Genomic DNA, 24,184 nt, shown 5'->3' on the forward strand with positions numbered 1-24,184 from the left:
TATATAATCAATCTTCTTGATTTTATTGACCTTAAATCATGCAAAGTTAAATAGATATCTTTAAAATTATCTTCCTTAAATGAAAAAAATCCTTATTGTTGATGACAGTAAAGACATCAGGGAGCTTGTAATCGCCACCCTTGACACGGCCGAATACAAAGTTTTCGAAGCTGCCGATGCCATGCGCGCCATCGCCGTAGCCACGGTGGAAAAACCCGATTTCATCATTATGGACGTGATGCTTCCGGGAAAGGTAAACGGCATCGAAGCGACAAAAGCAATAAAAGCGAATCCGCTCACCAAAGAATGCACAGTAATAATATTAACCGGTACAAGCGAGAAGTGGGCGCAGAAAGAAGCGACAAAAGCGGGCGCAGCATGTTACTTTATCAAGCCGTTCAGCCCCCTCGATTTGCTGCAGTGGGTTGAAGATATTGCCCTCCGCCGTGAAACTGTTTGACTTTTACGGCCCTGCCGTCGCCCCGTCTTCCAAGGATTGATGAATGCTGTTGAAATCTAAAAAAACCAGGTTCATGGAAAACGAGCTCGCGCTCGCCTCGTCGCAATCCATCAAATACGCCCGCGATTTCGCGCGCCTGTATCGGGAAACCAAAGCGCAGAAGAATGAATTGCGCGACGCGAACAATCAGCTTAAAAAATATGCTGCCGACCTCCGCAGGAGTGTTACCCTTCTCAAATCGGTGAATAATGAGCTCCAGGAGGCTTATTACGACACGGTGCAGAGGCTTGTTCTTGCCGTCGAATACAAAGACCGATTCACGGGGCAGCATATTATACGCATGAGCCGTTACAGTGCGCTCATCGCGGAAAAATACGGGCTTGACGAGCGCGAGGTACTCACCGTCTTGTATGCGGCGCCCATGCACGACGTGGGCAAAATCGGTATTCCCGATCACATCATCACCTCGCCGGGCAAACTGTCAAACGAAGAATTTTCCGTCATGAAGCGGCATACCATCATTGGCGCGGAAATCCTGGACAACGCAAAATCACAAATCCTCAGGACCGCGTGCAAGATCGCACTTTCACACCATGAAAAATGGGACGGAAGCGGATATCCCTACGGCCTCGAGCGTGATGCCATTCCGCTCGAAGGCAGGATTGTCGCGCTGGCGGACACCTTTGACGCAATCACGTCACGGCGCTCATACAAAGACCCTTTGCCCGTCTCTCACGCCTTTAACATCATCAAGAGGGAAAAAGGAAAGCATTTTGACCCGGAGCTTGCGGAGGTATTTCTGCAGCATTCGAGCGAGGTCATGAAAATCAATGCAGAAGTTAACACGGCAGCGGTTTGATAGTGTGTTTATCGCAGCCTCCGCTAACCCGCCTTGACGGTAAAGTAAAAAACCGTTCCGATTTCCACGGTTGAATCAAACCAGATCCTGCCGCCGTGCGCCTCGACAATGCTTTTAGCAATTGTCAACCCAAGCCCGGTGCCGGTGACATCCCCCACGTTGCTGCCGCGCTTGAATTTTGAAAAAAGCGCGGCCTGCGAATCGACGGGAATGCCGATGCCGTTGTCGGAGACCGCCACTACCACCTCATCGGCCTTCTTTTCGCATCGTATCGAAATGAAGCAATTAGGCCCCTTGCCGATGTAGGCCACCGAATTAGCAACAAGGTTCATGAGCACCCTGGAAATCTGGTTTCTGTCCGCAGAAATCAAGAAATCGCATTCGCCAAGTGAAAATGAAACGTTTTTCTCCTTTATCTGATATTCAAACCGTTTGCGTATTTGCGCGAACAGCTCGTTAAGGGGAAATATTTCCCTGTGCAGGGGCTGGATTCCCGTTTCGAGCCGTGCGCATTCTAAAAGATTATCCAGCAATTCCTGCATGTAGGAAATTGTTTTCATTCCGGCCGCGACCGATTCCTTCCCGTCGGCGGAAAGCTCGCCGAACATGCCCTTGTCCAGCATCGAAACGATCACCTTGAGCGCGGTGAGCGGTTTCCGAAGGTCGTGCGTCACATCATTGGTGAAATTGAGAATGTCGATGTTTTTTTTCTTGAGCTGTTCCTGAAACTTTTTCTGCGGCGTGATGTCGCGGTAAGTGGTGTAAATGACGTCCTCGCCATTCCAGGAAATCTTGCGCGAAGAAAGGAACAAATCGAGCCGTGTGCCGCTTTTGGAAATGCCGATCCCTTCCCTGTCCGGGATTGAGCCGTCCGCGGCAAGGGAGGTCACTGCTTTTTTCAAATGTTCATGGGTTTCGGGCGCTGCAATGGTCAGAGGATCCATGCCGACGAATTCCTGCTCTGTATAACCGAACATTTTACAGATCGATGGATTTGCGGCGACGATTTTACCGTTAGTAATGCTCACGAGAGTGACACCTTCGCTGGTAACATCGAACATCGCGTGGAAACTCACCTCTACCTTTTTCTTTTCTTCAAGCTGCGCATTGACCTTTTCCCGCAAGTCGCGAAGGTAGCCGACGATTGCTCCTATGGTCAACGAAGCGATGCTGCCCGGAATTCCGTGGTGCCTGAATAAGGTATCCCAGCTGTGGTCGTCAGCGATAACGAACAGCAACGTTGTGAAAAGGATTGTGGCCGCGCCTGCTATCAATCCGTTGGCAACCCCTCCCCACGACCATGCGATGATAATGATGGGTAAAAAAGAAAATGATGCCACTCCGGGGCCGAAAAAACGGTACATCAGAATAAAAATTGCTCCGTATGCAAGGAACGACAGAAAAATGATCCCATGAAGCCACAGGAACTTCTCGGCGCTCATCTTCAGACGGTTCCGCAGGAATTTCTCGAATACAGACGTCATAACTTTATCAGGCTTTTATAAATGATTTGATTGCCATTTTTTCCCTTGATCCCTGGTGATGGCTTTTCATTTTATCGTACACCCTTCGTGCCTGTACGACAAACGCCTCAAGGTTCGCTTCGATAAGCTGGGGAAAAGGGCTGCCGTCGGTTTCAACGGCCAGAAAGGGAAATTCCGATAAATCTTCGAGCAAGGCCTTACCGCGAAAAGTCGTGTTCATCCGCAGTTTGCCTTTGACGTTCATCTCCTTCTTGAGCACCGCCTCTGCAACGCGCGACGGCATGCAGCCAAAGGGGCCGATTGAAACGACGCCGCAGGAATCATGCAGTATCTCCCGCAAACCGAGGCCCACCGTAAGGATGCATTCTCCCCTGAAGTGTTCATTCATCAAATGGCCTGCGGATGCCATGGTCTTGTCCACCTCAATCATTTCGAATTTATAGCAACCGCTTTTTGCGAGAACGGTTTTGATTCTTCTCTCCCACCATTCCTGGACTCCGGTGATGACCCGCAGCTTCATCAGCTCTTTAAGCGGAAATTCTTTTTCGCCGAACCCCTGGTTCACGATGTAGTTGCTGTAGGCAAGATACTCGGAGACCGGCGCAACCTTTACCATGAACCCGCGCCTTTCGAGATAATCGATGAGGTTTTTCCGGGAAAATTCGTCCTGGCGCACGAAAATTTCGCCGATGAGCGAAACGACGGGGACATCCCCCATGTTCATCGCCAGAGGAATTTGTTTGAGCTTCCGGCTTATCAAGGAGAGCAGGATGGAAAATCGAATCGAAAGCTTGCCCTCAAAATAGCGGACGAGCTCCTGCCAGCATTCTTCAAGGATTTTCTGCGCGAAATCCCGGTCACGCGCCGCAACAGCGAGAAAGCTCCGTATCTCGCAGAACACGTCCGCAGCCATGATCGCCTGCGATGCGGAGAGCAGTGCCCGCCCGCCGAGTCCCGCGTAGCCGTTCTCGTTTGTCATGGGAAATGCCGCGGCATTCTTTACGCCGTTGGTGTGGAACAACTGATCCATGGCGGTGCAATACTGGCCGAGCCTGCACGGTCCGCCTCCGGATGCCATGAAAAACAGCGATATTTTATCCGAAGGCCTTTGTGTTTTGCAATAATGCATGAACGAGCCGGTGGTCACGATGTACGGCAGGCATTCCTTGCACGACGTGTTTTTTCTTCCTTCGAGCAGCACCTCCTTGTCCGATATAGGGAGTGCCTTTGCCGCAATGCCGATGCTCCGCATCACCGCGGCAACTCCCTCGGTGGCGTAGCGTCCCATCGACGGCAAAACAACTTCGACATCGGAATGGTAAATGGAGCGAACGCGGCCGTCAGACGCATGCACGACCGGCACCTTGCCCTGGAAGTCGACCCACGTGGGCAGAAGAACGGTATCGCCCCTCCGGCGCCCGCCGGTTGCCGTCCTGCAATAACTTTTCATGATGTCAAGCGCCGCCTCCACGCGCGTGTCGATGCCCGCGTCCGCCGTGTGCTGGTCGAGCTCCAGGGTGAGCGACGGCTTTCGCCCCATGAGGTTGCGGAAATAGGTGAGAAGGAATGAATCGGGTCCGCAGGAGAAGTTGGTGATGTAAAATCCGAACAGTCGGGCATGCTCCTTCACCATCTGCGCCGATTTCATTATCTTCTGGCCCATGGCCCAGAACATCTGGCTGTCCACCTCGTATTCGTCGGACGGAAGCATGTCGTGGGGAATCAAGAGATGTCCGCGGGAGGCGATTTTATGCGGAATACCCATGTTCGCGTCGTTGGTGAACGAATTGTAGGGCCTGCCGAACAGGACGACGCCGAAAGTTTCCGGATGCGAATCGAGCCAGCTGAGCGCTTCCCTTCCCGCCTCGAGCAATTTCTTGTCAAACGCAAGCTGCACGCCGCAGGCCTTTGCATACGCCTCGCGTGCGACCGGTTCGGCAATTCCCATCTCCACTGCCATTGCCGCAAGCGTTTTTTGCGCCTGCCGGTATCCTTTTTTCATCGCGATAACCGGAGAAAGGATGATCGTCGGTGAAGCTTCCAGCTCCTTGCGAAATGTTGTCTTCAGATAATAGGATTCACCTTGGACAAAAATGCAGAGCCTGCTGTAGGTGGGGACGTTCCTGACATGCAGCTGTGTAATGTGCGGCAGGAAAATATAGTCGAGATTTTTCTGCAGAAGATTGTAAAAACTTCCATGCGCTATTTCCCCCGGCAGGCAAAAACCGGACTCGATGCGCGAAATGCCCTTCGGGTCAATCTCATCGGAAAGAACGACGGTAAATCCCATCTCCGAGAAGAAATGCGAGTAAAGAGGATACAGCGTATGGGTGAGAAACGACCTGCACAGACCAACGGTGCGGCCGTTGTTAAAGGCACCGGCAGGCGCGCCATAGGTTTCAAACAATAATTTTTCGCGGATGGCGACAAAATCAAGGCTTCCCGTTTCGACCTTTTTCTTTATCCTCAGGTTGTAATATTTGTTGCAAATGCCGCCGAACGAATGCACGGTTCCATTGATGCGGATCTTCGCAATCTCGCATTTCCGGTCGCATTTTTCCCTTCCGCCTGCACAGGTGAAAGTCCCTTCTTTTACCGCTTCGCGATTGGCGAGATCTTCAAGATCGAACGCCTGCGGCGCTGAAAACCCGAGTGAAAGACGATTGTTAACCTCGAGGGCCACGCCGAGAGCGCCCATGAGGCCGGGCTCCGGCGGTACGATGATGGGCATTTTTAACAGCGACGCCATGGCCACAGGCACGGCCCTGTTATAACAGACGCCGCCCTGCATGAAGATTTTCTTTCCCACCGGCCTGGAACCTTTGACGCGGTTGAGGTAATTGAGGCAGATCGAATAGACAAGTCCGGCAAGGATATTGTTTTTGTCAATGCCGTCCTGTCCGGCCAGCTTGATGTCGCTGGAAATGAATGCCGCGCATTGGTCGGTGAAATTGGGCGGGTTACCGGCGGCAAGCGCGCGATCGCCGATGTCCTCCATTTTAACGTTCAATGATTCGAGCGCCGATTCTTCGAGAAAAGAGCCTGTGCCCGCGCTGCATGCTTCGTTCATCGCGTAGTCAGAGGGCACGCCGCCGGTGAGAAAGGTGTATTTTGCGTCTTGGCCGCCTATTTCGAAAATGGTGTCCACGTCCTTGTCAAAATGCGCTGCAGCCGTCGCGTGCGCGATGATTTCGTTGATGACATTGTCGGTGAGCGCATGCAGTCCCGCGATTTGGCGTCCTGACCCTGTCACGCCGAGCGCGACGATGCGGGCTTTTTTCCTGCCGATGCGCTCGCGGATTGCCGCATAGCATTTCCGCGAAGCCTCAACCGGGTTGCCGTTGGTGCGAAGATATACGGAGGCTGTAATTTTTTTGTCCCGCCGCATGAGCACGGCCTTTGTGGTGGTGGAGCCTACGTCGAGGCCGATGATGTATTCAGCTTCCGGATCAAATCCTGCGCGGCTGTCTTTCTCAAACGTAACCAGATGATGGCCCTTTGACAATGGGGTATGATGGCCAAAGGACGCCCTGGCTCCAAGCACCAGCTTGCGGATGTCACCAGGTACCTTTCTGCATCGGTTTATCATGGCCCACAGCGCAGCTCCATAGGCTTCGTAAAAAGCCGCAGTTTCCGGCACCTGCAGCGAGGAAAAACGCTTGGACAATATCGAGACGACGGCGGTGTTAAGCGCCCCGCCGCCGACCAGCATGACCCTGTCACACTCCATGTCCTTGATAAGATCCGCAATTTTGTCCGCGACCATGGAGCAAAGGCCTGCGGCGATGTTCGCGATTGGTTCGCCTTTGTTAAGTGCGTGCGTGCAGTCACTCTTGCAGAAAACGCTGCAGCGGCCCGCGATTTTGTGCGGCATGCCCTGCCCCGCCAGCTCGACCGCATTGTCAAGGGACAGCCCCATACGCCTGATCTGCTGCAAGAAAAACTCCCCTGTTCCCGAAGCACACTTGTTGCCTGAATGGAGCGATACGATCCCTCCCCGCTCGCCGATTTTATAAACAAGCGTTGTTTCACCGCCAAGCGAGACCACGAGGTTGGGAAATTCCTTATTTTTAAAGTCTTCAAAAAGTGCGGTCTCCAGCGCCTCAGGCTCTGAAACGCCGGTAAGCGCCACATTGTTGCGGAAGCTGCGGCCCGTGACCGCAACAGCGTCTATTTCAAATAAATTCAGACCGGAAAGCAGGTTTTGCAAAATCTGACCGGGATTTCCCTCATGGGCAATCCTGCCGGATTGCTCAATGATTTTAAACTCAGCGTCGCCCTTGACAACCGCATACTGGACGGTCGTGGCGCCAAAGCAGATGCCAAGGGATTTCATGTTGCGATCTCCACGATGAATCCTACAAACCTGTTTTCGAAAAACGGCTGCGAAAGGCACGGCACAGGTAACCTGAATAGAAGATATATTTTGAAAGCGGCACAAACAAAATGCCATGGAATGAGAATGTAATAATGGTAAAACAACCATTCCATTGCGTGAAGACTGCGCGAATCCCTGTTTCCTTTCCCGCAGAACCCGACATAAACTATTTTGGATCATTATTTTCTGCTTTTTTTTTGGGATCTGAGAGGAACCGGACATGATTTCAAAAGATTTCATCGGAAAAAACCTCAATAACTGCCTCGACGACACATCATTTTTGAAATTTCCGAACAGAAAAAAAGGCAAGGTTCGCGACATTTATGATCTTGGGGACAAATTACTCCTCGTTACCACGGACCGGCAGAGCGCATTCGACCGCATTCTGGCAACCATTCCATTCAAAGGACAGGTTCTTAACCAGGTGAGTTCTTTCTGGTTCAACACGACAAATGATATTGTCGCAAACGCGGTGCTCGACGTTCCCGATCCAAATGCGACCGTTGCGAAAAAATGCAGCGTTTTTCCCGTTGAATTCGTGGTGCGGGGCTACCTCACAGGCTCCACTGATACGGCGGCATGGACGCAGTATTCAAAAGGCATCCGCAACATCTGCGGAAATGTTCTTCCCGAAGGCATGGTGAAAAATCAGAAATTCGACAAGCCCATTCTGACGCCGACGACGAAATCCGAACTGCATGACGAGTCAATTTCCGCCGCGGAAATTGTTCATCGGGGATTGATCAAGGAAGATGTTTGGAAAAATCTTGAAAAAATTGTTTTCGGACTTTTCAAGCGCGGCACCGAAATTGCCGGAAAAAACGGGCTCATTCTCGTTGACACGAAATATGAACTCGGCATTGACAAGAAGGGCGAAATCCTCCTGATTGACGAAATCCATACGCCCGATTCGTCAAGATATTGGCTCAAGGCAACCTATGCGGATCGGATTGCCCAAAAATTAGAACCCGAAAATATCGACAAGGAATTCCTTCGATTGTGGTTTAAGGAACATTGCGACCCATACAACGATACGGTTCTGCCCAAGGCACCGGACGAACTCGTTACTGAGCTTTCAAGCCGATATATCAGGCTGTTTGAAATGATTACAGGAACTAATTTCGTTGTTGATACTTCAAAACCTATCAAGGAAAGAATGACGAATAACCTTAAAAAGTATTTAATTAAATAATAACGAGTTACCGCTGTCATCTAAAGGAATTAATTAATGACATCAAAGCCTCCGGATTTAATGTCCATCATTGTTTCCCTTTCAAAAAGAAGGGGGTTTGTTTTTCAATCAAGCGAAATTTACGGGGGCCTCACCAGTTGCTGGGACTATGGCCCGCTCGGCGTTGAGCTCAAGCGTAATGTGAAAGAAGCCTGGTGGAAGGCAATGGTCACCAATCGCCGGGACATTGTCGGGCTGGACGCCGCTATTCTCATGCATCCCAAGGTGTGGGAAGCGTCGGGCCATCTTGCCGGTTTCACCGACCCGCTGGTGGACTGCAAATCCTGCAAGGAACGTTTTCGCGCAGATCACCTTACCGATCTTAAAAAATGCCCAAAATGCGGCGGCGAGCTCACCGAGGTACGCAAGTTCAACCTGATGTTCAAAACGTTCATGGGGCCCGTCGAAGACAGCTCCGCTGTTGTTTTCATGCGGCCCGAAACCGCGCAGGGAATCTTTGTAAACTTTGTCAATGTCCAGCAGGCCTCGCGGCTCAAGCCTCCGTTCGGGATCGCGCAGATCGGAAAATCGTTCAGGAATGAGATCACGCCCGGTAATTTCACCTACCGCACGCGTGAGTTCGAGCAGATGGAAATGGAGTTCTTCTGCATGCCGGGTACCGATCATGAATGGTACGATTACTGGCGTAACACGCGGCTCTCATGGTACCACAAGCTCGGCGTCAAGACAGAAAATCTTCGCCTGCGCGACCACAGCCAGGACGAGCTCGCCCATTACGCAAAGGCATGCTGCGACGTGGAATACCTTTTCCCGTTCGGCTGGAGCGAACTTGAAGGCATCGCCAACCGCACCGATTTTGACCTCAAGCGCCATTCGGAATTCAGCGGGAAGGACCTCTCCTATTTCGACGAGGAATCGAAACAGCACATTTTTCCCTATGTGATAGAGCCAGCGGCCGGCGCCGACCGAGCCACGCTGGCGTTCCTGATCGACGCGTATGATGTTGACAAAGAGGATTCGCAGCGCGTGATCATGCGCTTCCACCCGGCACTCGCGCCTATCAAGGCGGCAGTGCTGCCGCTGGTGAAAAAAGAAGGAATGCCGGAAAAGGCGGAAAAAATCTACAAAGACCTTCTCGACAATTCCGTGCGCGCGTCCTTTGACCTCAACGCGGCCATCGGCCGTCGCTATGCGCGCCAGGACGAGGCGGGCACGCCCTATTGCCTCACGGTGGACGGCCAGACCATGCAGGACGACACCGTTACCGTGCGCGAGCGCGATTCGCGCCAGCAAAACCGCATCGCGGCCGCGCAGGCGGTGGAATTCATCACCAATAAAATCAAGGAAGCCAATCTATGCCTATCCGCGTAAACGTTGTCATGGGAGGACCGTCGGCGGAACACGAGATTTCGCTGCTCTCGGGCAGAGAAGTGCTCCTGAACATCAACCGCAGGAAATATTCCGCGCGGGCAGTGGTGATATCCATTGACCAGGAGTTTTACTATTGCGACATAAAAAAACGCGTTCCGGCCATTGAGGAATTTGCCGAGCCGGGCAAGAGCAGAAATTTCAAGGGGCCGTTCAAGCCGTATGCATCCGAAGCGGTTTGGAAACGCTGCGATGTCGCTTTTCTCGCGGTTCACGGCTCGTTCGGCGAAGACGGCCTGCTGCAGGGATATCTTGACACCCTGCTTATTCCCTATACCGGCTCAGGCGTTTTTGCCAGCGCCGTTGCAATGAACAAAATCGCGACGAAGTTCATTTTTGAGCAAAATGGCATTAAGACTCCTCCCTTCTGTGTTGCAGGTAAAGATCACCCTGAAATCACATGGAATTATCTCGCCGAAAAATTCGGCTATCCGATGTTCGTCAAATGCCCGCAATCCGGTTCCAGCAGGCTCATGACGCGCGTCGACTGCGGCGCAGGACTCGGCACAAAGCTTGAGGAATACCGGCAGTATTCTCCGGAAATACTTGTCGAAAAAGGAATCGGCGGCCCAGAGTTCAGCTGTCCGGTTCTCGAAATGTCCGACGGCACAATCAAGGCCCTTCCTCCCATAGAAATCCGGCCCGTAAAAGGAAACTATTTCAGTTTCAAGGCAAAATATGAAGACGGAGGTTCCGAGGAAATCGTGCCGGCCCCGCGCAGTAAAAAGCTTCTTGAACAAATCCAAGAGCTGTCGCTTAAATGCCACAGGCTGCTCGGCTGCCGCGGCATATCGCGCACCGACATGATTCTCGGCAATGACGGGACTCTCTTCGTGCTTGAGCTGAACTCATTGCCCGGCCTTACCGCGAATTCACTGCTCCCCAAGTCCTTTAAAGCCGCGGGCGGCACCTACAAGCAGCTTATCGACATTCTGATCAACGTCGCTTTAAAGAACCCGATTACCCCCTGATGAATTACGTGCTCGGCATTGATACTTCGTCAATCGAGCTCGGCGTAGGCCTCGCCCGCGGCACTGAACCGGTCATGGCGATATCACGCTATCTACGCAATTCGCACGCAGAGCACATCGCGCAGTGCGTGGATTTTCTCCTCAAAGCAAACAACATATCCGCTGCAGACATCACCTATGCGGGAATCGCCGTGGGCCCCGGCTCATTCACCGGGCTGCGTATAGGAATTGCATTCCTCAAGGGCTTTTTTTTGGGCCGCGAAACGTCCGTACTGCAGGTTTCGTCGCTTGAAAGCGTTGCCGGGTCATGGCATGTTGACGGAAGAGACATTGTATCCGCATCTGACGCGCGAAACGGCCAGGTGTTCTGGGCGCGTTTCCATAAAGCCGGCGGCGCAACCGCTCGCCTCACTCCTGACGCGCTTGTTACCGCCCAGGAATTCAGGTCCGCGGTTAAGGACAGCGACATTGTTCTCACCGACGCGCTCGGTTATGCGAAAAGCGTTGTTTTTAATTTCCTCAAAGACAGGCCGGATGCATTTTCTGTGGAGGATCATCCCTTGCAGCGGGGGCTGTCCAGTGCCATGCTTGCGGCAAGAAAGATTAAGGACGCCGGCGCTTGGAGAAAAGCGGGCGATATTGTGCCGGAATACCTGAGTTCCGTACCGTTTAAAAAGGAAAAAGAATAGTTCATGACGTTATTGACTTCTAAATTCATATCCCGATGCTGCTACAGCATTATTTCAATCGTGTGCATGACGATTTTTTTAGCCATCGAATTATCGTATGGCCAAGATACTTTACAAATAAAAAAGACTGCCGCAGCCGACACATCGGCAATCGTAAAAAAGGATTCGGCCACAATCGTAAAGGCAAACGCAGTTGACACAACGAAGCATTTACCATTGCCAGGTGCGATGACAAAAAAAGAAGAAGACACAACCTCGCTGTTCCTGAAGACGCAGTATTTTAATTTCGGCGTTGACTGGGACATCGGGTCATATGATATTCTGTCGGAATGGCAGAAAAACTTGCCTGATTCCGTGCAAAATATCCTTCCTATAAATCCCGACACCCTTGGTTTTACCATCAAGGAACCGGTAAATTCCTATAACGTCATGTTTCCCATTTCGTTCTCGTATACGCCGTTCGTTTACACCAGGAGTTCGTTGGGATTCGAAGGATCGTTTTCCTATATCGGAAAAACATTGCAGGCCGAATTGATCCGCGACACCACCAAGGGCAAAATAGACTACAGCCAGTCCATGACTGCCATGTCGGTTTCGGTTGGGGTGATATACCGGCGAGCGCTTAACGAAAAATATTTCAAAATTGAAGGCGCCGACCGGACATCGTTTCTCTTCGGCGTTTACGCCCTGCCTATTATCTACATCTCACGGGAGTATTCCCTCAAGCCTTCCGGTGATGTCGGCGATTCCGTGATGGCTGCGGCAAATAGCAGGATAACAAACCTGTATGCAAGAGGCTTGGGCGCTGCCTGGAGATTGGGCATTTGCTCGCAAAAGGCGCTTTCCCGCGCTTCCGGCTTCGAAGTTGCAATTTCATATATAGGGCGATACTCCGGATATTTCAGACAAGGCGGCCGGTTGGTTAATAATAAAGACATAAATCCGGCTGCTGAACATCCGGACGACAAGCTTTCGTTTTTTTCCAATATGGTTGAAATAAAGCTTGAGGTTTTGATAGGGGTAAAGCCGAAGGAGAAGAAATAACGCGAATTCGATGCATGTTAGCGCCTGTTTTATGGAAGGACATATTTCATCAGGGGAATTTTCCTCAGGGCAACCACCGCAAATAGACAAACAGTAAAAGTCACTCCAGCCGTTAACGGAATTCCGATGGCGGGATGAACCGTGCATGCCTCAAGCGAAAACCACCGGAGATGGCTTTTCAGTATCTCCAGTACCAGAATATGCATCAGATAAATACTGAAGCTCGCCGAACTTGTCATGGTGACAAAATTATTTGCAAATGAAAATATCCCCCTGAATCCTCCCGATAAAGTGTTCCTGAAAACCAGAAACAGGCAGACCGCTGCCGCTATGACGTTGGGGCTTAAAAAATCCTCAAAAGTTCCATTATAACCCGCATTGCTGTTAGCCGAAAGATAATAGGTGGCGATAGCGGTAAATGCCAGACAAGCAAACATCACAAGAATCAAATATTTCACTGCGCTTTTTTTTATCGAAAAATCTCGCAGAAAATTTCCCAGCAGAAACACGCCCAGAAAACCGCCGGCGACCATTATCGGAATTCCAATTGAAAAACCGGCGTAATGACGGATTAAAGGATAAACAGCGGTTCCAATGAACCATAAGGTGAGAAGATATGCCTGGTTGGCTCTTGAGGCATATTTAACATATACGCGAAAGACCGGCACGGCAAGGTAAATTCCCATGATCGTATAGATGAACCACAAATGATAATATACCGGCCCGGTAATAAATTCCTTCGCAAGTTGTAAAATCGTTGAAAAAGACGTGACCGCATGCGTCTTCCAAAAAAAATAAACAGTACCCCACGCTAGAAACGGGACAACTATTCTCAGGAAGCGTTTTCGAAAAAAACTAACGGCGCTTTCTTCTTTATTATGAGCTAGAAGAAGCAGCCCGCTTATCATGACAAACAATGCGATGCTCGGCCTCGAAAACGAATACACGGCATTAGCGATCCACCACCAGCTGAGCCGGTACGAGTAAAAATCCTGCGCCACCGGAGAAGAAACATGGAGAAAAACAATCGCGATTATAGAGACGGCGCGAATGGCGTCAGGATAGAACAGCCTTGTTGAATACGGGGATTTCAATCCGTTTGCCATGCTGATAAAATATGATTCTGCGTGCAAGCCATCCAGTTTGAAATCCCGTAAATAGTGATGCTTCGACTGAGTACTTTCTTTTTCTCTTCCCGTTTTATATACTACTTACATGAAGCTGGCAATCCATCAACCGCATTACATGCCGGGGCCGGCATACTTCCATAAAATGGCAAGCGCCGACTTTTTCGTGTTTCTCAATGACGCACAATTCGAGAAAAATGAATGGCAGCATCGCAACCGCATCAGAAACGCGTCGGGAGCGCAATGGCTCTCGGTTCCCACCACTTACAAATTCCCGCAGAAAATCAACGAAGTTGAAGTCGATTTCAGCCAGAATTGGCAAAGAAACCATTTTCATTCCATTGAGGCCTGCTATGGAAAAGCGGCGTTTTACTCTAAATACGCGCCGCTGTTTGCCGAGTTCTTCTGCGCCCCCTGCAGCAAAATAGACCGCATTGACATTGATTCGGTAAAACTCCTCGCCGGCATTCTGGGAATCAAAACCGAATACGCCCTGACCTCTGACTATAAATTCAAGGGCGAATCAACCGAGAAGCTTGTTGCCATTTGCAAACATTTCAAGGCCACCTCCTACATCGCGGACGACGGCAGCGGAGATTATTTGAACATGGAGCTTTTCGAAAAGGCCGGGATCAAGGTGGTATTCCAGCGCTTCAACTATCCCGTTTATGCTCAGCACTGGGCAAAGACACCGGATGATTTTATTCCGGGCCTGTCGGCGATCGACCTGCTATTTAATTGCGGCCCCAAAAGCATGGACATTTTAATGCCAAAAAGTCCCAGCACTTCGTAGAAGACATTTCTGATTATTTTTTTAGAATATGCCATCTATACAATTATCGCTACTACGAAAAAGGAACAAATACTATTTTTCATCCTTCATTTTTTAAAATGAAATGAGGGCACTTTATGTATTGGGGAGACAAAAACGTTATTGCAGTCGGCAGCGGCAAGGCCGGGATCGGCAAGACCACCTTTGTCGCCAATCTCGGCGTGTCCATGGCCGCAGCGGGAAAAAACGTCGTGGTGATTGACGCGGACACCGGCGCCACCAACCTCCACACCCTTCTCGGAGTGACAACGCCGCAAAAAACGCTCGATGACTTTCTCAACAACCATCAGACCGATCTTTCCACGGTTCTGGCCGATACACCCTATCCCAACCTCATGCTGCTCGGATCCGCCAGCGGCGTGCTTTCCCTTGCGTCTCCCAACTACAGCGAGCGCCAGCGTCTTTTCCATGCCATTCAGAAGCTAAAGGCGGACGTGATCATTTTCGACATCGCTGCGGCGCCGCATCAGCGGGCAACCGACTTTTTCTCCCTGGCGCCGGCAGGCATTATTCTTATAGAGCCTGCCGCCGCGACCCTCGACAGCACCTTCTCTTTTATCAAGAACCTTCTCGTGCGCGGCCTGGTACGCAGGTTTTATCACGATAAAGAGATAACCGCGTTTATCCAGGAAACGGTTTCGCACAGCACACAGAACAGCCTGCGCCTTAATGAACTGCTCGCCAAACTCGAGGAAAAAGCGCCGGGAAAAGTAAGCGCCTACCGCCAGCTCTTTCTTGAAGGTGTTTCAAGCATGTTCATTGTCACCAATTCAGTTAAAAATGTCGATCAGAAAGCCGAAGGGACCAAATTCGCGCGCCGCGTCAAACGGGAACTGGCATTTCACATGGGAGTGTTGGGCTCGCTTCCCTATGAACCGTCGATGAGCGAAACGATCGCCGGCCGCGTTCCGTTCGTGGCAAAGAGCCCTAGAAGCGATTATTCAAAAAAAATGTCGGCCATTGCGTCGAAAATCATCACGCTCAAACCGCCAGAATCCCCTCAATAATCGGCGCATCATCCCCCTCCATGCACAATGCAAAAAAAAACGTAAACATTAGGGCGGTGTATTCGATCCTTAAAAGGGAATTCGCAAAGTACCGTGTTCCAGTGGTCGACCTCATTGAGATGCAAACCGACGATCCGTTCAAGGTCCTGGTCACCACCATATTGAGCGCGAGAACAAAAGACGAAACGACCACGCAGGCGTCGCGACGCCTGTTTGCCAAGGTCAAGAAACTCTCTGACTTTGTAAAAATTTCCAAGCACGATATTGAAAAGCTCATTTTCCCTGTCGGGTTCTACAGGACAAAGGCCAAACATCTTAAAGAATTGCCTGGTGCAATAAAAACATTGTTTTCAGGGGCAATTCCGGATTCGGTGGACGAGCTGATAAAGCTTCCCGGTGTCGGACGGAAAACGGCAAACCTGGTCGTTGCCGTCGCCTTCCACAAGCCCGCGGTTTGCGTTGACGTTCACGTTCACCGGATTTGCAACAGGCTCGGCTATGTGAAAACTAAAACGCCGTTTGAAACCGAAATGAAACTGCGCGAGGTGCTGCCGGTGGAATTGTGGATGATGTTCAATTCGTATCTCGTCTCCTTTGGCCAGCATTTGTGTTATCCCGTTAACCCTCGATGCGATATCTGCCCCGTCGCCCGATACTGCAACAGGGTTGGCGTTGTAACAAAATTTTCTTTGAAAAGCTTTTCATAGCCCCGCAGTTTTTATATTTTGGTAGATAACAACAGGCAGGCATATTCCCTGAAAAGGAGGCAACAATGGCCGATTTTCCGAAAAAAGGGTTTTCTCCCTCTGATCCTGACGATGAAATAGACCTTGAAGCGCTGGTGCAAAAAGCACCTTCTCCCCCTCAGCAGCAGAAAGTGCAGCCGCCCCAGCCGCCTCGGCAGGAAAAACCTGTCCGGGCCGCCTCATCGGAGGAGGAATTTGATCTGGCCACCGTCGGCAAGGCGCCGAAAAATATTGAAGCACCTTCGAAACCTGCCGCGCCAAAGGACCAGCAGCCCGTTGAAACAGTTAAGCATGCGCACGCCGAATCGTACGCCGTTGATGCCGAAACCGAATATGACCATCCTGTTCCAAGAAAAAAAGTTAGAATTCTTCCTGAATTTCCGACACTCATACTCATCATCATCGTGTCGATCGTGACCGCGGTGATCACTGGCATCATCGTACGGTATACAATGCCTTCGCTGGAGAACAAAGTGGCAGAGGTTTATTCCAATCAGGAAAATACCAGCGTCAAATTGAATGATCTTGAGCAATCGGTTTCCAAACTCCTCGACGAAGTAAAAACCATGCGGGAAAAAGCAAAACCCCAGCCGCCGGCCTCGTCGGCACCTGCTAAAAAGGTCAAGGCAAAGGCAAAAGCGGCAACGGAACCGGAAGGGGGCCCTGGACTGCAAGGCGAATCCTCTGCACCTGCCGGAACTGAGTAAACGGCGTTCAGCTGCGCCTGCATGAAAAAAGCAGATTACTTCACGGTTGTTTCGTCTGCTGGAAAAAAAATCCGCTGCGAACTCTGCCCTCACCATTGCCTGCTGACAGACGGTAAAACCGGCATCTGCATGATGCGGAAAAACGAAGGCGGCGTGCTGTACACGCTCACCTACTGCCGCCCGGTCTCCACCGCCGTAGATCCGGTCGAAAAGAAACCGCTCTACCACTTTTATCCCGGTTCCTCAATTTTCTCAAGCGGTCCGAACGGCTGTACCTTCAAATGCTGCTTCTGCCAGAACTGCGAAATTTCCCAGATGATCCTTCCCACAAAAGAAATTCCCGCAAAGAAATTTGCCGGCATGATCATCGACAGCGGGACCATCGGCATCGCATACACCTATTCGGAACCCTATATCTGGTTCGAAACCATCATGGAAGTCGGCGCGATGGTACGGGAAAAAGGCCTTAAAAATGTGATGGTGACCAACGGATTCATGGAGGCAGGTCCTCTCAATGAATTGCTTACTCTTGTTGACGCGATGAACATTGATATCAAATCGATGAACCCTGCGTTTTACCGGAGATTATGCAAAGCCAGGCTGGAACCAGTGTTGAAAACATGCGAGGCTGTTAAAAAGAAATGCCATCTTGAAATCACCAATCTGCTCATCACCGATGAAAATGATTCTGAAAAAGACATTAAAGGACTTGTTGATTATGTCGCGGCCAACCTTGGGAAAGACACGCCGTTACATTTCTCAAGATATTTTCCCCGTTACAAGATGTACGCGTCGCCTACGCCTCAAGAATCTTTGCTTATGGCTTATCAAATCGCCAAGGAAAAACTTGATTATGTTTATCTTGGAAATGTTGATTTGAATAAAGGATCAGACACCCATTGTCCATCGTGCGGAAACTTGCTGGTCCAACGAAGAGGCTATTCTGTTTCGTTCTGTTCCCCTCCGTTAAAAAAGAATCCTTCCACGAATACCGCTTTATGCCCGAAATGCGGGTTTCGGACAAACATTGTTATTGCCGGCTGATTGACGGTTGCTTTGCCGCCGGATGCATGATTTTCGTTATAACATCAATCCTGAATTGCAAGATCAGCAAAAGTGCATTATACTAACCGGGCGGTAGGTCAAACCATTTCGCAATCACCCAGAGCGAGGAATTAGTGGGATCCCTTTCGAGGTAAAACACCTGCACGTCAATATCGACAATGTATTCATTGATCACGCGGTCGTAATCAGTTTTCAGGTCTATCTCCATGACCCCGCCGCGTACGATCACCTCCGCGTATTCCGTGCCGTCTGGTCCCTGGAGATACACGATGTTGTTCGTGTCGATGGGCTCAGGCTGAACCTGATAAAAAATCTCGGTCGCTTGTGAAAACAGGTTGTTGTGGATCTGGATTTCCTCGTCATAGGTCCAGTAATACGCCTGCGTTATTCCCCTTTTCCAGATATATTCAAACGCCGTGTCGATCGTTTCAACGTCTCTGACCGGTTTTCCGGAATAATCCGGCTGAAACCCTTGGCGGACGTAGAATCTGAAATCCTTGGTCGGCGAAAAAAGATCGCTGAACAAATTGATCTGACGCGTTTCATAGGCCTGGAACAACTGCATCACCGTGCCGGCGGGCGTTGTTCTGCCCGTGGTGACTCCCTCCGGCTCGCCCGTGAGAGGAAAAAAGGGGGTGCCGCAGGTGCACAGAAAGGCTGTGACAACCGAGGCGATTATAACGAAGAATGCATTCCGAAAGTTAATCATGAAACACTCGCCATCCGTTAAAAATCAGGAGTAAACAGAGGGTGAAAGATTGACATTCCCTGATATTTGTCCTTCCAGTAACAGATGTTCCAGTTGTTTATTGTCGAATTGAATATCAATTTAAATTCTGCCTGGTCGCTTATGGTGTAGGTTTTTGGAGGTATGGCGACGGTATCCACCGCCGAGATATGGTAGCTTCGGTAGATGAAAAAGGTGTCCTGAATGGTCTTGTCGTGCAATGAGTCGTTCCTCCAGGTAATGCTGATTTCATACTGGCGCTGAATGGTATACAGGTGGTCGGTGAACGTTTTCCGGTCAAACTCGTTCCCATTGATGTCGACATAGATGAAATCGTCGGTGAATAAATCGTTGTAATCCAGTTTGTTGAATTGTTTGTCGGTGTTCCACAAAAGCGACGCGAAATTGAACGGATCCTCGACCGTCTCGTTGGCCGGGTACTCCACAGGCCTCGGATCAAAAATACCGCAGGAGGCAACCGCCAGTGAAAGCACTGCAACGACAAATGTAACTTTACGCATGATTAGAAAACTCCGTTGAGAGAAATATGGATGTCCCAAAATTTATCATGAATATCAAAGACCCTCGTGAAAGCGGCGTTGAACGCGAGCCGCCGGTCGAGCCGGTATGCAAGCGTGAGAAACGGCGAAACCCGGCTGCCGGCGTTGAAGGTAAGGGCATATTCCCGCGTCAGGGTGTTGAATTCACGTACGTCAATGTACTCGTACGAACAGCCCGCGCTCCCGGACCAGACGTCAAGCAGCTTTACCGCCGCAGACAGCTTGACTCCATGCTCCCATGATTTGTCCATGATGGCGTAATATTCTTTGTACGCGGCCGCCTCTTCGGGCGTTTTGAACGTCGTGGAATCGAGGTATTGCCTGCCGTTCCAGGTGCCGAAGTCCCAATAGGTCTCCTTCCACTCCGTCTTGAGCGTCAGCCACGGGACCACGGCAACGTCGAACAAGGCGAGCGAGGTCCATTGCCTCGAATACGGCGGCGGCTTTCCAATTTTCGTTTCCGGAAACGTGTAGTCGGTTCTTTTGACGTCGGCGCTCATTGCTTCCGATAGGGTGCATCGCTGGCACACCGTGAAATCTAGCGTGCCGCCGACGCGCAAAAACCAGTCCACCGTGTTGTTGGCGCTCATTTCCTTCCGGATATAACTGGTAATGTTTTTCGAATATTCCAGAAAAAGCACCGTCTTGCCCCATGACGCCGGTATCGGCACCAAGGAGAATTTCTGCCGGTTGACGATGATGTCGTTGTCAAGCGGCGGATCTGACCTGATGGTGTCACCGTTTTCGACCAGAAAATTCGGGTAGTCCTTGGAATAGCGCGAGATGTCGGACGTGTATTCGGCGCCCATGCCGTTTTTTAAATATTTCGACACGGAATTAATCAGGCCGAAGCGGTAAGCGCGGTAATCATCAAGACTGGCCGTCAGGCTGGCAAGCGGCGATTGGCCGGAATATTTATCCTCGCGCTCCCAGTCGATGGAAAAACCTCCCTTGTACGAGACAAAAAACTGCGAGTCTGTGGCAAGCAGAAAATTCACAGCATGGTCGGAGTTCTTCCGGCTCCCCCACTCGCCGGCATAGGACAGCGTGTGCTCGGAATACGAATACACCACACCCGGCTGGAAATAGAACCGCGTTTTTCCCCGGATCCCGGCCATCACCTGGTACGAGCGTTCGTTCTTTTCCGGGTCGTTGATGAGGTGCGGCTTTCCCTGCGCCTGGCCCAGGAACGCATCTCTTCCGTCTGTCAAGGAGTCGGCGTAATAAGCAAACGCGCTGTCGCCGCCGGGCATGCCCAGGTACAACAGCGCCGAACCGGTGCCGGTGGCCAACTTAGAAGTTCCCATCACCCTGCCGTAACTCTTGGCGTTCACGATAAGGGGCAGGTACGGAAGCGGCAGCCCCGGATTGCCGAATTCACCTCCGGCATAATATCCCTTGTCCCTGAGTAAAGTGCCGAATTGATTCACGCTGAGCGCGCCGAGGCTGTCGCTCCACGCCCTTCCGGTTGCGCCGCCGTGGATTTTTACGGGCACGCCGAACGGCGCGATGGAAAGCACGGGACCCACATCGACCGAGCCGAGGAGCCCCTGACTCGACGTGCGTTTGTCAAGGATAAGCACCGGCGTCCATTCGAGTCCTACGGTAAGCCGTTGCCAGTGCAGCTTTCTCGCGTATTCGCCCGACAGATCGTAGGCCTGGTCTTTGGTATCGAACCAGGAATCATTTGTCAATTCGTAATCAACGTTCTGGTTGACCATGCTGTTCGCGGTATTGGAAAGCATGCTCAGCGAGTCCCTCACCTTGAAGGTGCGGATATACAGGCTCTGGTCGGAGCCGTACTGGGTGACATTGGAATCGGTTTCCGCAGGCGGCTGGGGAACGGCGAGCAGAAGCGGCCAATCAACGGCCTGTCCGAACAGCGGCCATGCCCACGTCGCGGCGATCAGAAGAATTCGAATTATATACCGCATGTTTTTTTGTACAATTCCAGCCATTGGTAGGGAGAAAGGTCTTCGGCGCGCGCGCCGTGCCCCATGTTCATTTGTGTCAGGATATCGGTAAAATGCTCCCTGCCGCCGTCTCGTCCCAGGACGTTCGCGAGCATTTTTCTTCTCATCCTGAAGCCGCTGTCAACAAACTTGAAGAATGCCTCCCATGACTTTCGTGGCAGCTTGTGCTCCAGGTTCCGTTCCACCACGAGCCTGACCACCGCCGAATCAACCGCGGGCTTTGGAAAAAAAGCGCCCGGCGGCACGGTAAAAAGAATTTCTGGCGCGCCGAAAAACTGGCAGAATACCGACAGAAATCCCATCTGTTTTGAATGGGGCTTTGCCGCGATCCTCTGCGCCACTTCGCGCTGCACCATAAACGTAAACGACAGGATGTCTTCCCCGTAAGAAAGCGTCTTTTTTATGATCATCGCGCCGATGGAATACGGAAGGTTCCCCACCACGTGCAGGGGAAATCCCGCCGCTGCAAAATCAAACGCGAGCGCGTCGCAACGGTGAAGCGTCCATGTTCCAGGCCCGAGTTCTTCAGCGAGACCGGCGACCAGGTCAGCGTCGACTTCCACGCAGTGAAAAAAAGGATACAGGGTTTTGAGGTGAACGCTCAGAGCGCCCTTGCCGGGGCCTATCTCAAGAACATTTTCTCCCCGAGAGGCGCCAACGCTTCTGGCGATTCGCTCCGCGTATGATACCGCGGTAAGAAAATGTTGTCCCAGGTGCTTTTTGGGTCCCATGCTTCAGGACGCAGCTCCGGTTGCATTTTCCAGGATACGGTTCCGTATAAAAACGGCGTTTCCAGGCAAATGAGATTGACAACGCTCAACAGAAAACGTAATTTCTACCATGTCCGTCCGCATAAAAAAAGGAGCGTTGCGTGAGAAAAAAGGTGTTCATCGTCCTGCTGGCATTGGTCGCCGGCCTTTCTTTCTGCCAGACAAAAAAAACCGTCGAAAAACCAACGCCACAGCCCGAGCTTCGAAAGGTAGAATTCGTGCCCCCCGCCGATTCGGTGGTGACCATGGAGCAGATGAAAAAATGGCTCGTGTGCAATTCCTACCTTGATTCCCTGAGCGTTATTTATAAGGACTCCTTTTCAGTGAACGACGCCGCCCGCCAGGCGAGATATCAAGAGGATTTCCTCAAGGCCCAGGACAAAATCTGCGTGCGAGCCGGCCTCACGGGCGGCTATGCAGAGTATTGCTGGATCTTAAAGAGCATCGGCAGCCCGGCGAACAGGAAGATCGTCGATTCGCTCAAATTGACAACATACAAATAGTACCGTTTTAAAAATACAGCCCACCGTAAACCTGAATTAACGATTTTCCCGAAAAATCATAATCGTATTTGACCGCTGCGCGGAACACGCCGAGCTGATCGAACTTCCAAAAGGCGCCGATGCGGGAAATCGTTTGGGTGCCTGCTCCCAGAAAATGCTTGATCGGCGAATCGGCATCCGGCTTTGGAGGATCCTGGAACACGTCACGGATATTGCCCCCGCGGACCGACGAATTGGTCCGCATATTGGTAAAGGTGAGACCGGCGGAGTTTTTAAGCGAGACTCTGCTTTCACATGATAGAAATAGAAGGTCAGAATTCGGCCCCAGCGGAGCGCCGAGGCAGACGTTGAAGTTGTCGTAGCGGGCGGCACCGCCGAAGAAATGGGTATAGACCCAGGGTTCGACCCTGCAGTATTCCGCGGTAGCGGTCAAATCGTGCGACAGCAGGCTCGTGAAATACTGGGCGCCGACGTCGAACGCCCATTTATTCCCCCAGTCGTCCGAAAGAATGGTCCACGGTGTGGTGAAATCATCAATAAAAATCTCGCAATACCAGCGGAAATCGTCGGGCCACGACAAGTTGAAGTCAAAGGACAGAGCCTTGTTGTCCCGATCTCCGAGGTAATGCTCCATAAAGGCATAAGGTACAAACGGAATCATATACGCAATTTCCCAGGTCCGGGTAACACCGTAGTACTCCGACCGGAGCGCATTGGCGGAATCCGGAGCGGTATGCGGCTCGTTGGTGGTGCTTCCGTTGATGACCACCTCGGTGAGCGCAGCGGTAAACCGGTTTTTAAACAACGGCACCTGTATTCGGTGTGTGTAAAAATACTTCGGCATGTCCTTGTCGCTTTTCAATTGCCCAAAGGCCTGAATATATTCCATGAAGCCGAACGAGAGCTGGCCGCGCAGATACGTTTCGGGCGGGGCGTCCCCGGAGAACGTGAGCGGGCTTGCCAGCGCGGGTCCCTGCTTGATTTTATCAACCGCCACGTCGAGGCGGAACGGCGAACCGATATAGACGATACCGCCGCGCAGCAAATCGGACGAGCGCGCGTGGCTGGAATCGGCCCTTGAATACAGATTGTAGGGCAGGCCATTGTAGGGCTGATAATCGGATTGATGGTACATGGTGTCTGAACGATAGTCCGTCCACACGTCCATTCCCGAATAAAAGGAGACCGGACCAAGGCCCGCCTGCAGGGACGGGCTGGCGGTACCGCGCACATAGCCGGCGTCTTTAGCGCCGAAGCTCCCGGCGTTGGTGTCGGCAAGAACGAGCCGCACGCCGACCTGCGCATCATGTTTCTTGTTTTTCCAATGCAAAAGCGCATTGTCGGGGGAAATTCGCTTCCGTAATTCGCGGATGTCAGCCTTCTCGGCATCGGAAAGCCGGACGGAAAGCGAGTCTGCCTTTGAAAGAAACGAAAGCACATCGCACACCGTCATCGGCTGAGTGAAAAATGATGCGGGGAGCGGGAGGGCATACCGGGTCGCCAGACGGTACATCACGGCATCAACGGCAGGATCAACGGACAATGCGGGACATATTTCGGCGTGCACCTGCGAGCAAAAAAGAAAAGCGGCGCTGGCCAACGCGGCGACGAAGCCTTTTTTCATATACGATGAAAATAATTCAATGAGGCGCATGTTTCTCA

General features: G+C 51.4%; 21 protein-coding genes. 13 read left to right on the forward strand and 8 right to left on the reverse strand.

Going from position 1 to position 24,184, the window contains the following annotated elements; all coding sequences use genetic code 11:
* The first annotated feature begins 79 nt into the window (after positions 1 to 79).
* Together VLX68_00235 and VLX68_00240 are read left to right on the forward strand one after the other, a co-directional pair.
* On the forward strand, positions 80 to 460 hold the full coding sequence (locus tag VLX68_00235; protein HUI90648.1) for a response regulator: 381 nt from the start codon (positions 80 to 82) through the stop codon (positions 458 to 460).
* A gap of 43 nt (positions 461 to 503) precedes the next feature.
* On the forward strand, positions 504 to 1,319 hold the full coding sequence (locus tag VLX68_00240) for an HD domain-containing phosphohydrolase (GenBank protein HUI90649.1): 816 nt from the start codon (positions 504 to 506) through the stop codon (positions 1,317 to 1,319).
* A 23-nt stretch (positions 1,320 to 1,342) separates the two neighbouring features.
* Here the strand turns inward: VLX68_00240 and VLX68_00245 are convergent, their stop codons facing one another.
* On the reverse strand, positions 1,343 to 2,803 hold the full coding sequence (locus VLX68_00245) for a PAS domain-containing sensor histidine kinase (GenBank protein ID HUI90650.1): 1,461 nt from the start codon (positions 2,801 to 2,803) through the stop codon (positions 1,343 to 1,345).
* A gap of 7 nt (positions 2,804 to 2,810) precedes the next feature.
* Positions 2,811 to 7,139, reverse strand: a complete 4,329-nt coding sequence (locus VLX68_00250) for an acyl-CoA dehydratase activase (GenBank protein HUI90651.1) — start codon at positions 7,137 to 7,139, stop codon at positions 2,811 to 2,813.
* Positions 7,140 to 7,401: 262 nt separating this feature from the next.
* On the opposite strand from VLX68_00250, the gene VLX68_00255 reads away from it, so the two are divergent.
* From VLX68_00255 to VLX68_00275, 5 genes are all read left to right on the forward strand, one after another.
* Positions 7,402 to 8,373: a phosphoribosylaminoimidazolesuccinocarboxamide synthase gene (locus tag VLX68_00255; GenBank protein HUI90652.1), complete on the forward strand. Its 972-nt coding sequence runs from the start codon at positions 7,402 to 7,404 to the stop codon at positions 8,371 to 8,373.
* A 36-nt stretch (positions 8,374 to 8,409) separates the two neighbouring features.
* Entirely contained in the window at positions 8,410 to 9,744 is a 1,335-nt protein-coding gene (locus VLX68_00260; protein HUI90653.1) for a glycine--tRNA ligase, read from the forward strand.
* A complete protein-coding gene (locus tag VLX68_00265) occupies positions 9,729 to 10,772 on the forward strand; it encodes a D-alanine--D-alanine ligase (protein ID HUI90654.1) in 1,044 nt (347 codons plus the stop codon). The genes VLX68_00260 and VLX68_00265 overlap by 16 nt, the downstream gene beginning before the upstream one ends.
* Positions 10,772 to 11,461, forward strand: a complete 690-nt coding sequence (gene tsaB / locus VLX68_00270; protein HUI90655.1) for a tRNA (adenosine(37)-N6)-threonylcarbamoyltransferase complex dimerization subunit type 1 TsaB — start codon at positions 10,772 to 10,774, stop codon at positions 11,459 to 11,461. Before VLX68_00265 ends, tsaB begins: the two co-directional genes overlap by 1 nt.
* A gap of 228 nt (positions 11,462 to 11,689) precedes the next feature.
* A complete protein-coding gene (locus VLX68_00275; protein ID HUI90656.1) occupies positions 11,690 to 12,505 on the forward strand; it encodes a hypothetical protein in 816 nt (271 codons plus the stop codon).
* A gap of 29 nt (positions 12,506 to 12,534) precedes the next feature.
* On the opposite strand, the gene VLX68_00280 is transcribed toward VLX68_00275, so the two are convergent.
* Entirely contained in the window at positions 12,535 to 13,611 is a 1,077-nt protein-coding gene (locus VLX68_00280) for an acyltransferase family protein (GenBank protein HUI90657.1), read from the reverse strand.
* 109 nt (positions 13,612 to 13,720) lie between these two features.
* Between VLX68_00280 and VLX68_00285 the strand changes: the two genes are divergently transcribed.
* The 5 genes from VLX68_00285 to amrS all read left to right on the forward strand — a co-directional run bounded on the left by VLX68_00285 (position 13,721) and on the right by amrS (position 17,968).
* Positions 13,721 to 14,425 carry a WbqC family protein gene (locus tag VLX68_00285; GenBank protein HUI90658.1) on the forward strand — a complete coding sequence of 235 codons (705 nt, stop codon included), beginning with the start codon at positions 13,721 to 13,723 and terminating at the stop codon, positions 14,423 to 14,425.
* Positions 14,426 to 14,541: 116 nt separating this feature from the next.
* Positions 14,542 to 15,471, forward strand: a complete 930-nt coding sequence (locus VLX68_00290; GenBank protein HUI90659.1) for a P-loop NTPase — start codon at positions 14,542 to 14,544, stop codon at positions 15,469 to 15,471.
* Positions 15,472 to 15,491: 20 nt separating this feature from the next.
* Positions 15,492 to 16,178: an endonuclease III gene (gene nth / locus VLX68_00295; protein HUI90660.1), complete on the forward strand. Its 687-nt coding sequence runs from the start codon at positions 15,492 to 15,494 to the stop codon at positions 16,176 to 16,178.
* A 65-nt stretch (positions 16,179 to 16,243) separates the two neighbouring features.
* Complete coding sequence (locus VLX68_00300; GenBank protein HUI90661.1) at positions 16,244 to 16,924, forward strand: hypothetical protein; 681 nt, start codon at positions 16,244 to 16,246, stop codon at positions 16,922 to 16,924.
* Between the two features lie 21 nt (positions 16,925 to 16,945).
* Entirely contained in the window at positions 16,946 to 17,968 is a 1,023-nt protein-coding gene (gene amrS / locus VLX68_00305) for an AmmeMemoRadiSam system radical SAM enzyme (protein ID HUI90662.1), read from the forward strand.
* Between the two features lie 82 nt (positions 17,969 to 18,050).
* On the opposite strand, the gene VLX68_00310 is transcribed toward amrS, so the two are convergent.
* From VLX68_00310 to rsmA, 4 genes are read right to left on the reverse strand one after another with little or no spacing between them, the layout of a single operon-like run.
* Complete coding sequence (locus VLX68_00310; GenBank protein HUI90663.1) at positions 18,051 to 18,698, reverse strand: hypothetical protein; 648 nt, start codon at positions 18,696 to 18,698, stop codon at positions 18,051 to 18,053.
* 17 nt (positions 18,699 to 18,715) lie between these two features.
* Positions 18,716 to 19,237 carry a hypothetical protein gene (locus tag VLX68_00315; protein ID HUI90664.1) on the reverse strand — a complete coding sequence of 174 codons (522 nt, stop codon included), beginning with the start codon at positions 19,235 to 19,237 and terminating at the stop codon, positions 18,716 to 18,718.
* A 2-nt stretch (positions 19,238 to 19,239) separates the two neighbouring features.
* The gene (locus tag VLX68_00320) at positions 19,240 to 21,210 is read right to left on the reverse strand and encodes a hypothetical protein (protein ID HUI90665.1); all 1,971 of its coding nucleotides are present in this window, start codon (positions 21,208 to 21,210) and stop codon (positions 19,240 to 19,242) included.
* The gene (gene rsmA, locus VLX68_00325; GenBank protein ID HUI90666.1) at positions 21,198 to 21,980 is read right to left on the reverse strand and encodes a 16S rRNA (adenine(1518)-N(6)/adenine(1519)-N(6))-dimethyltransferase RsmA; all 783 of its coding nucleotides are present in this window, start codon (positions 21,978 to 21,980) and stop codon (positions 21,198 to 21,200) included. Before rsmA ends, VLX68_00320 begins: the two co-directional genes overlap by 13 nt.
* A gap of 140 nt (positions 21,981 to 22,120) precedes the next feature.
* Between rsmA and VLX68_00330 the strand changes: the two genes are divergently transcribed.
* Entirely contained in the window at positions 22,121 to 22,522 is a 402-nt protein-coding gene (locus VLX68_00330; GenBank protein ID HUI90667.1) for a hypothetical protein, read from the forward strand.
* A 7-nt stretch (positions 22,523 to 22,529) separates the two neighbouring features.
* Here VLX68_00330 and VLX68_00335 read toward each other — a convergent pair whose 3' ends face one another.
* Complete coding sequence (locus VLX68_00335; GenBank protein ID HUI90668.1) at positions 22,530 to 24,176, reverse strand: hypothetical protein; 1,647 nt, start codon at positions 24,174 to 24,176, stop codon at positions 22,530 to 22,532.
* Between the last annotated feature and the right edge of the window lie 8 nt (positions 24,177 to 24,184).

The sequence above is a fragment of the Chitinivibrionales bacterium genome, assembly GCA_035516255.1.
Classification (GTDB): Bacteria; Fibrobacterota; Chitinivibrionia; order Chitinivibrionales; family FEN-1185; genus FEN-1185.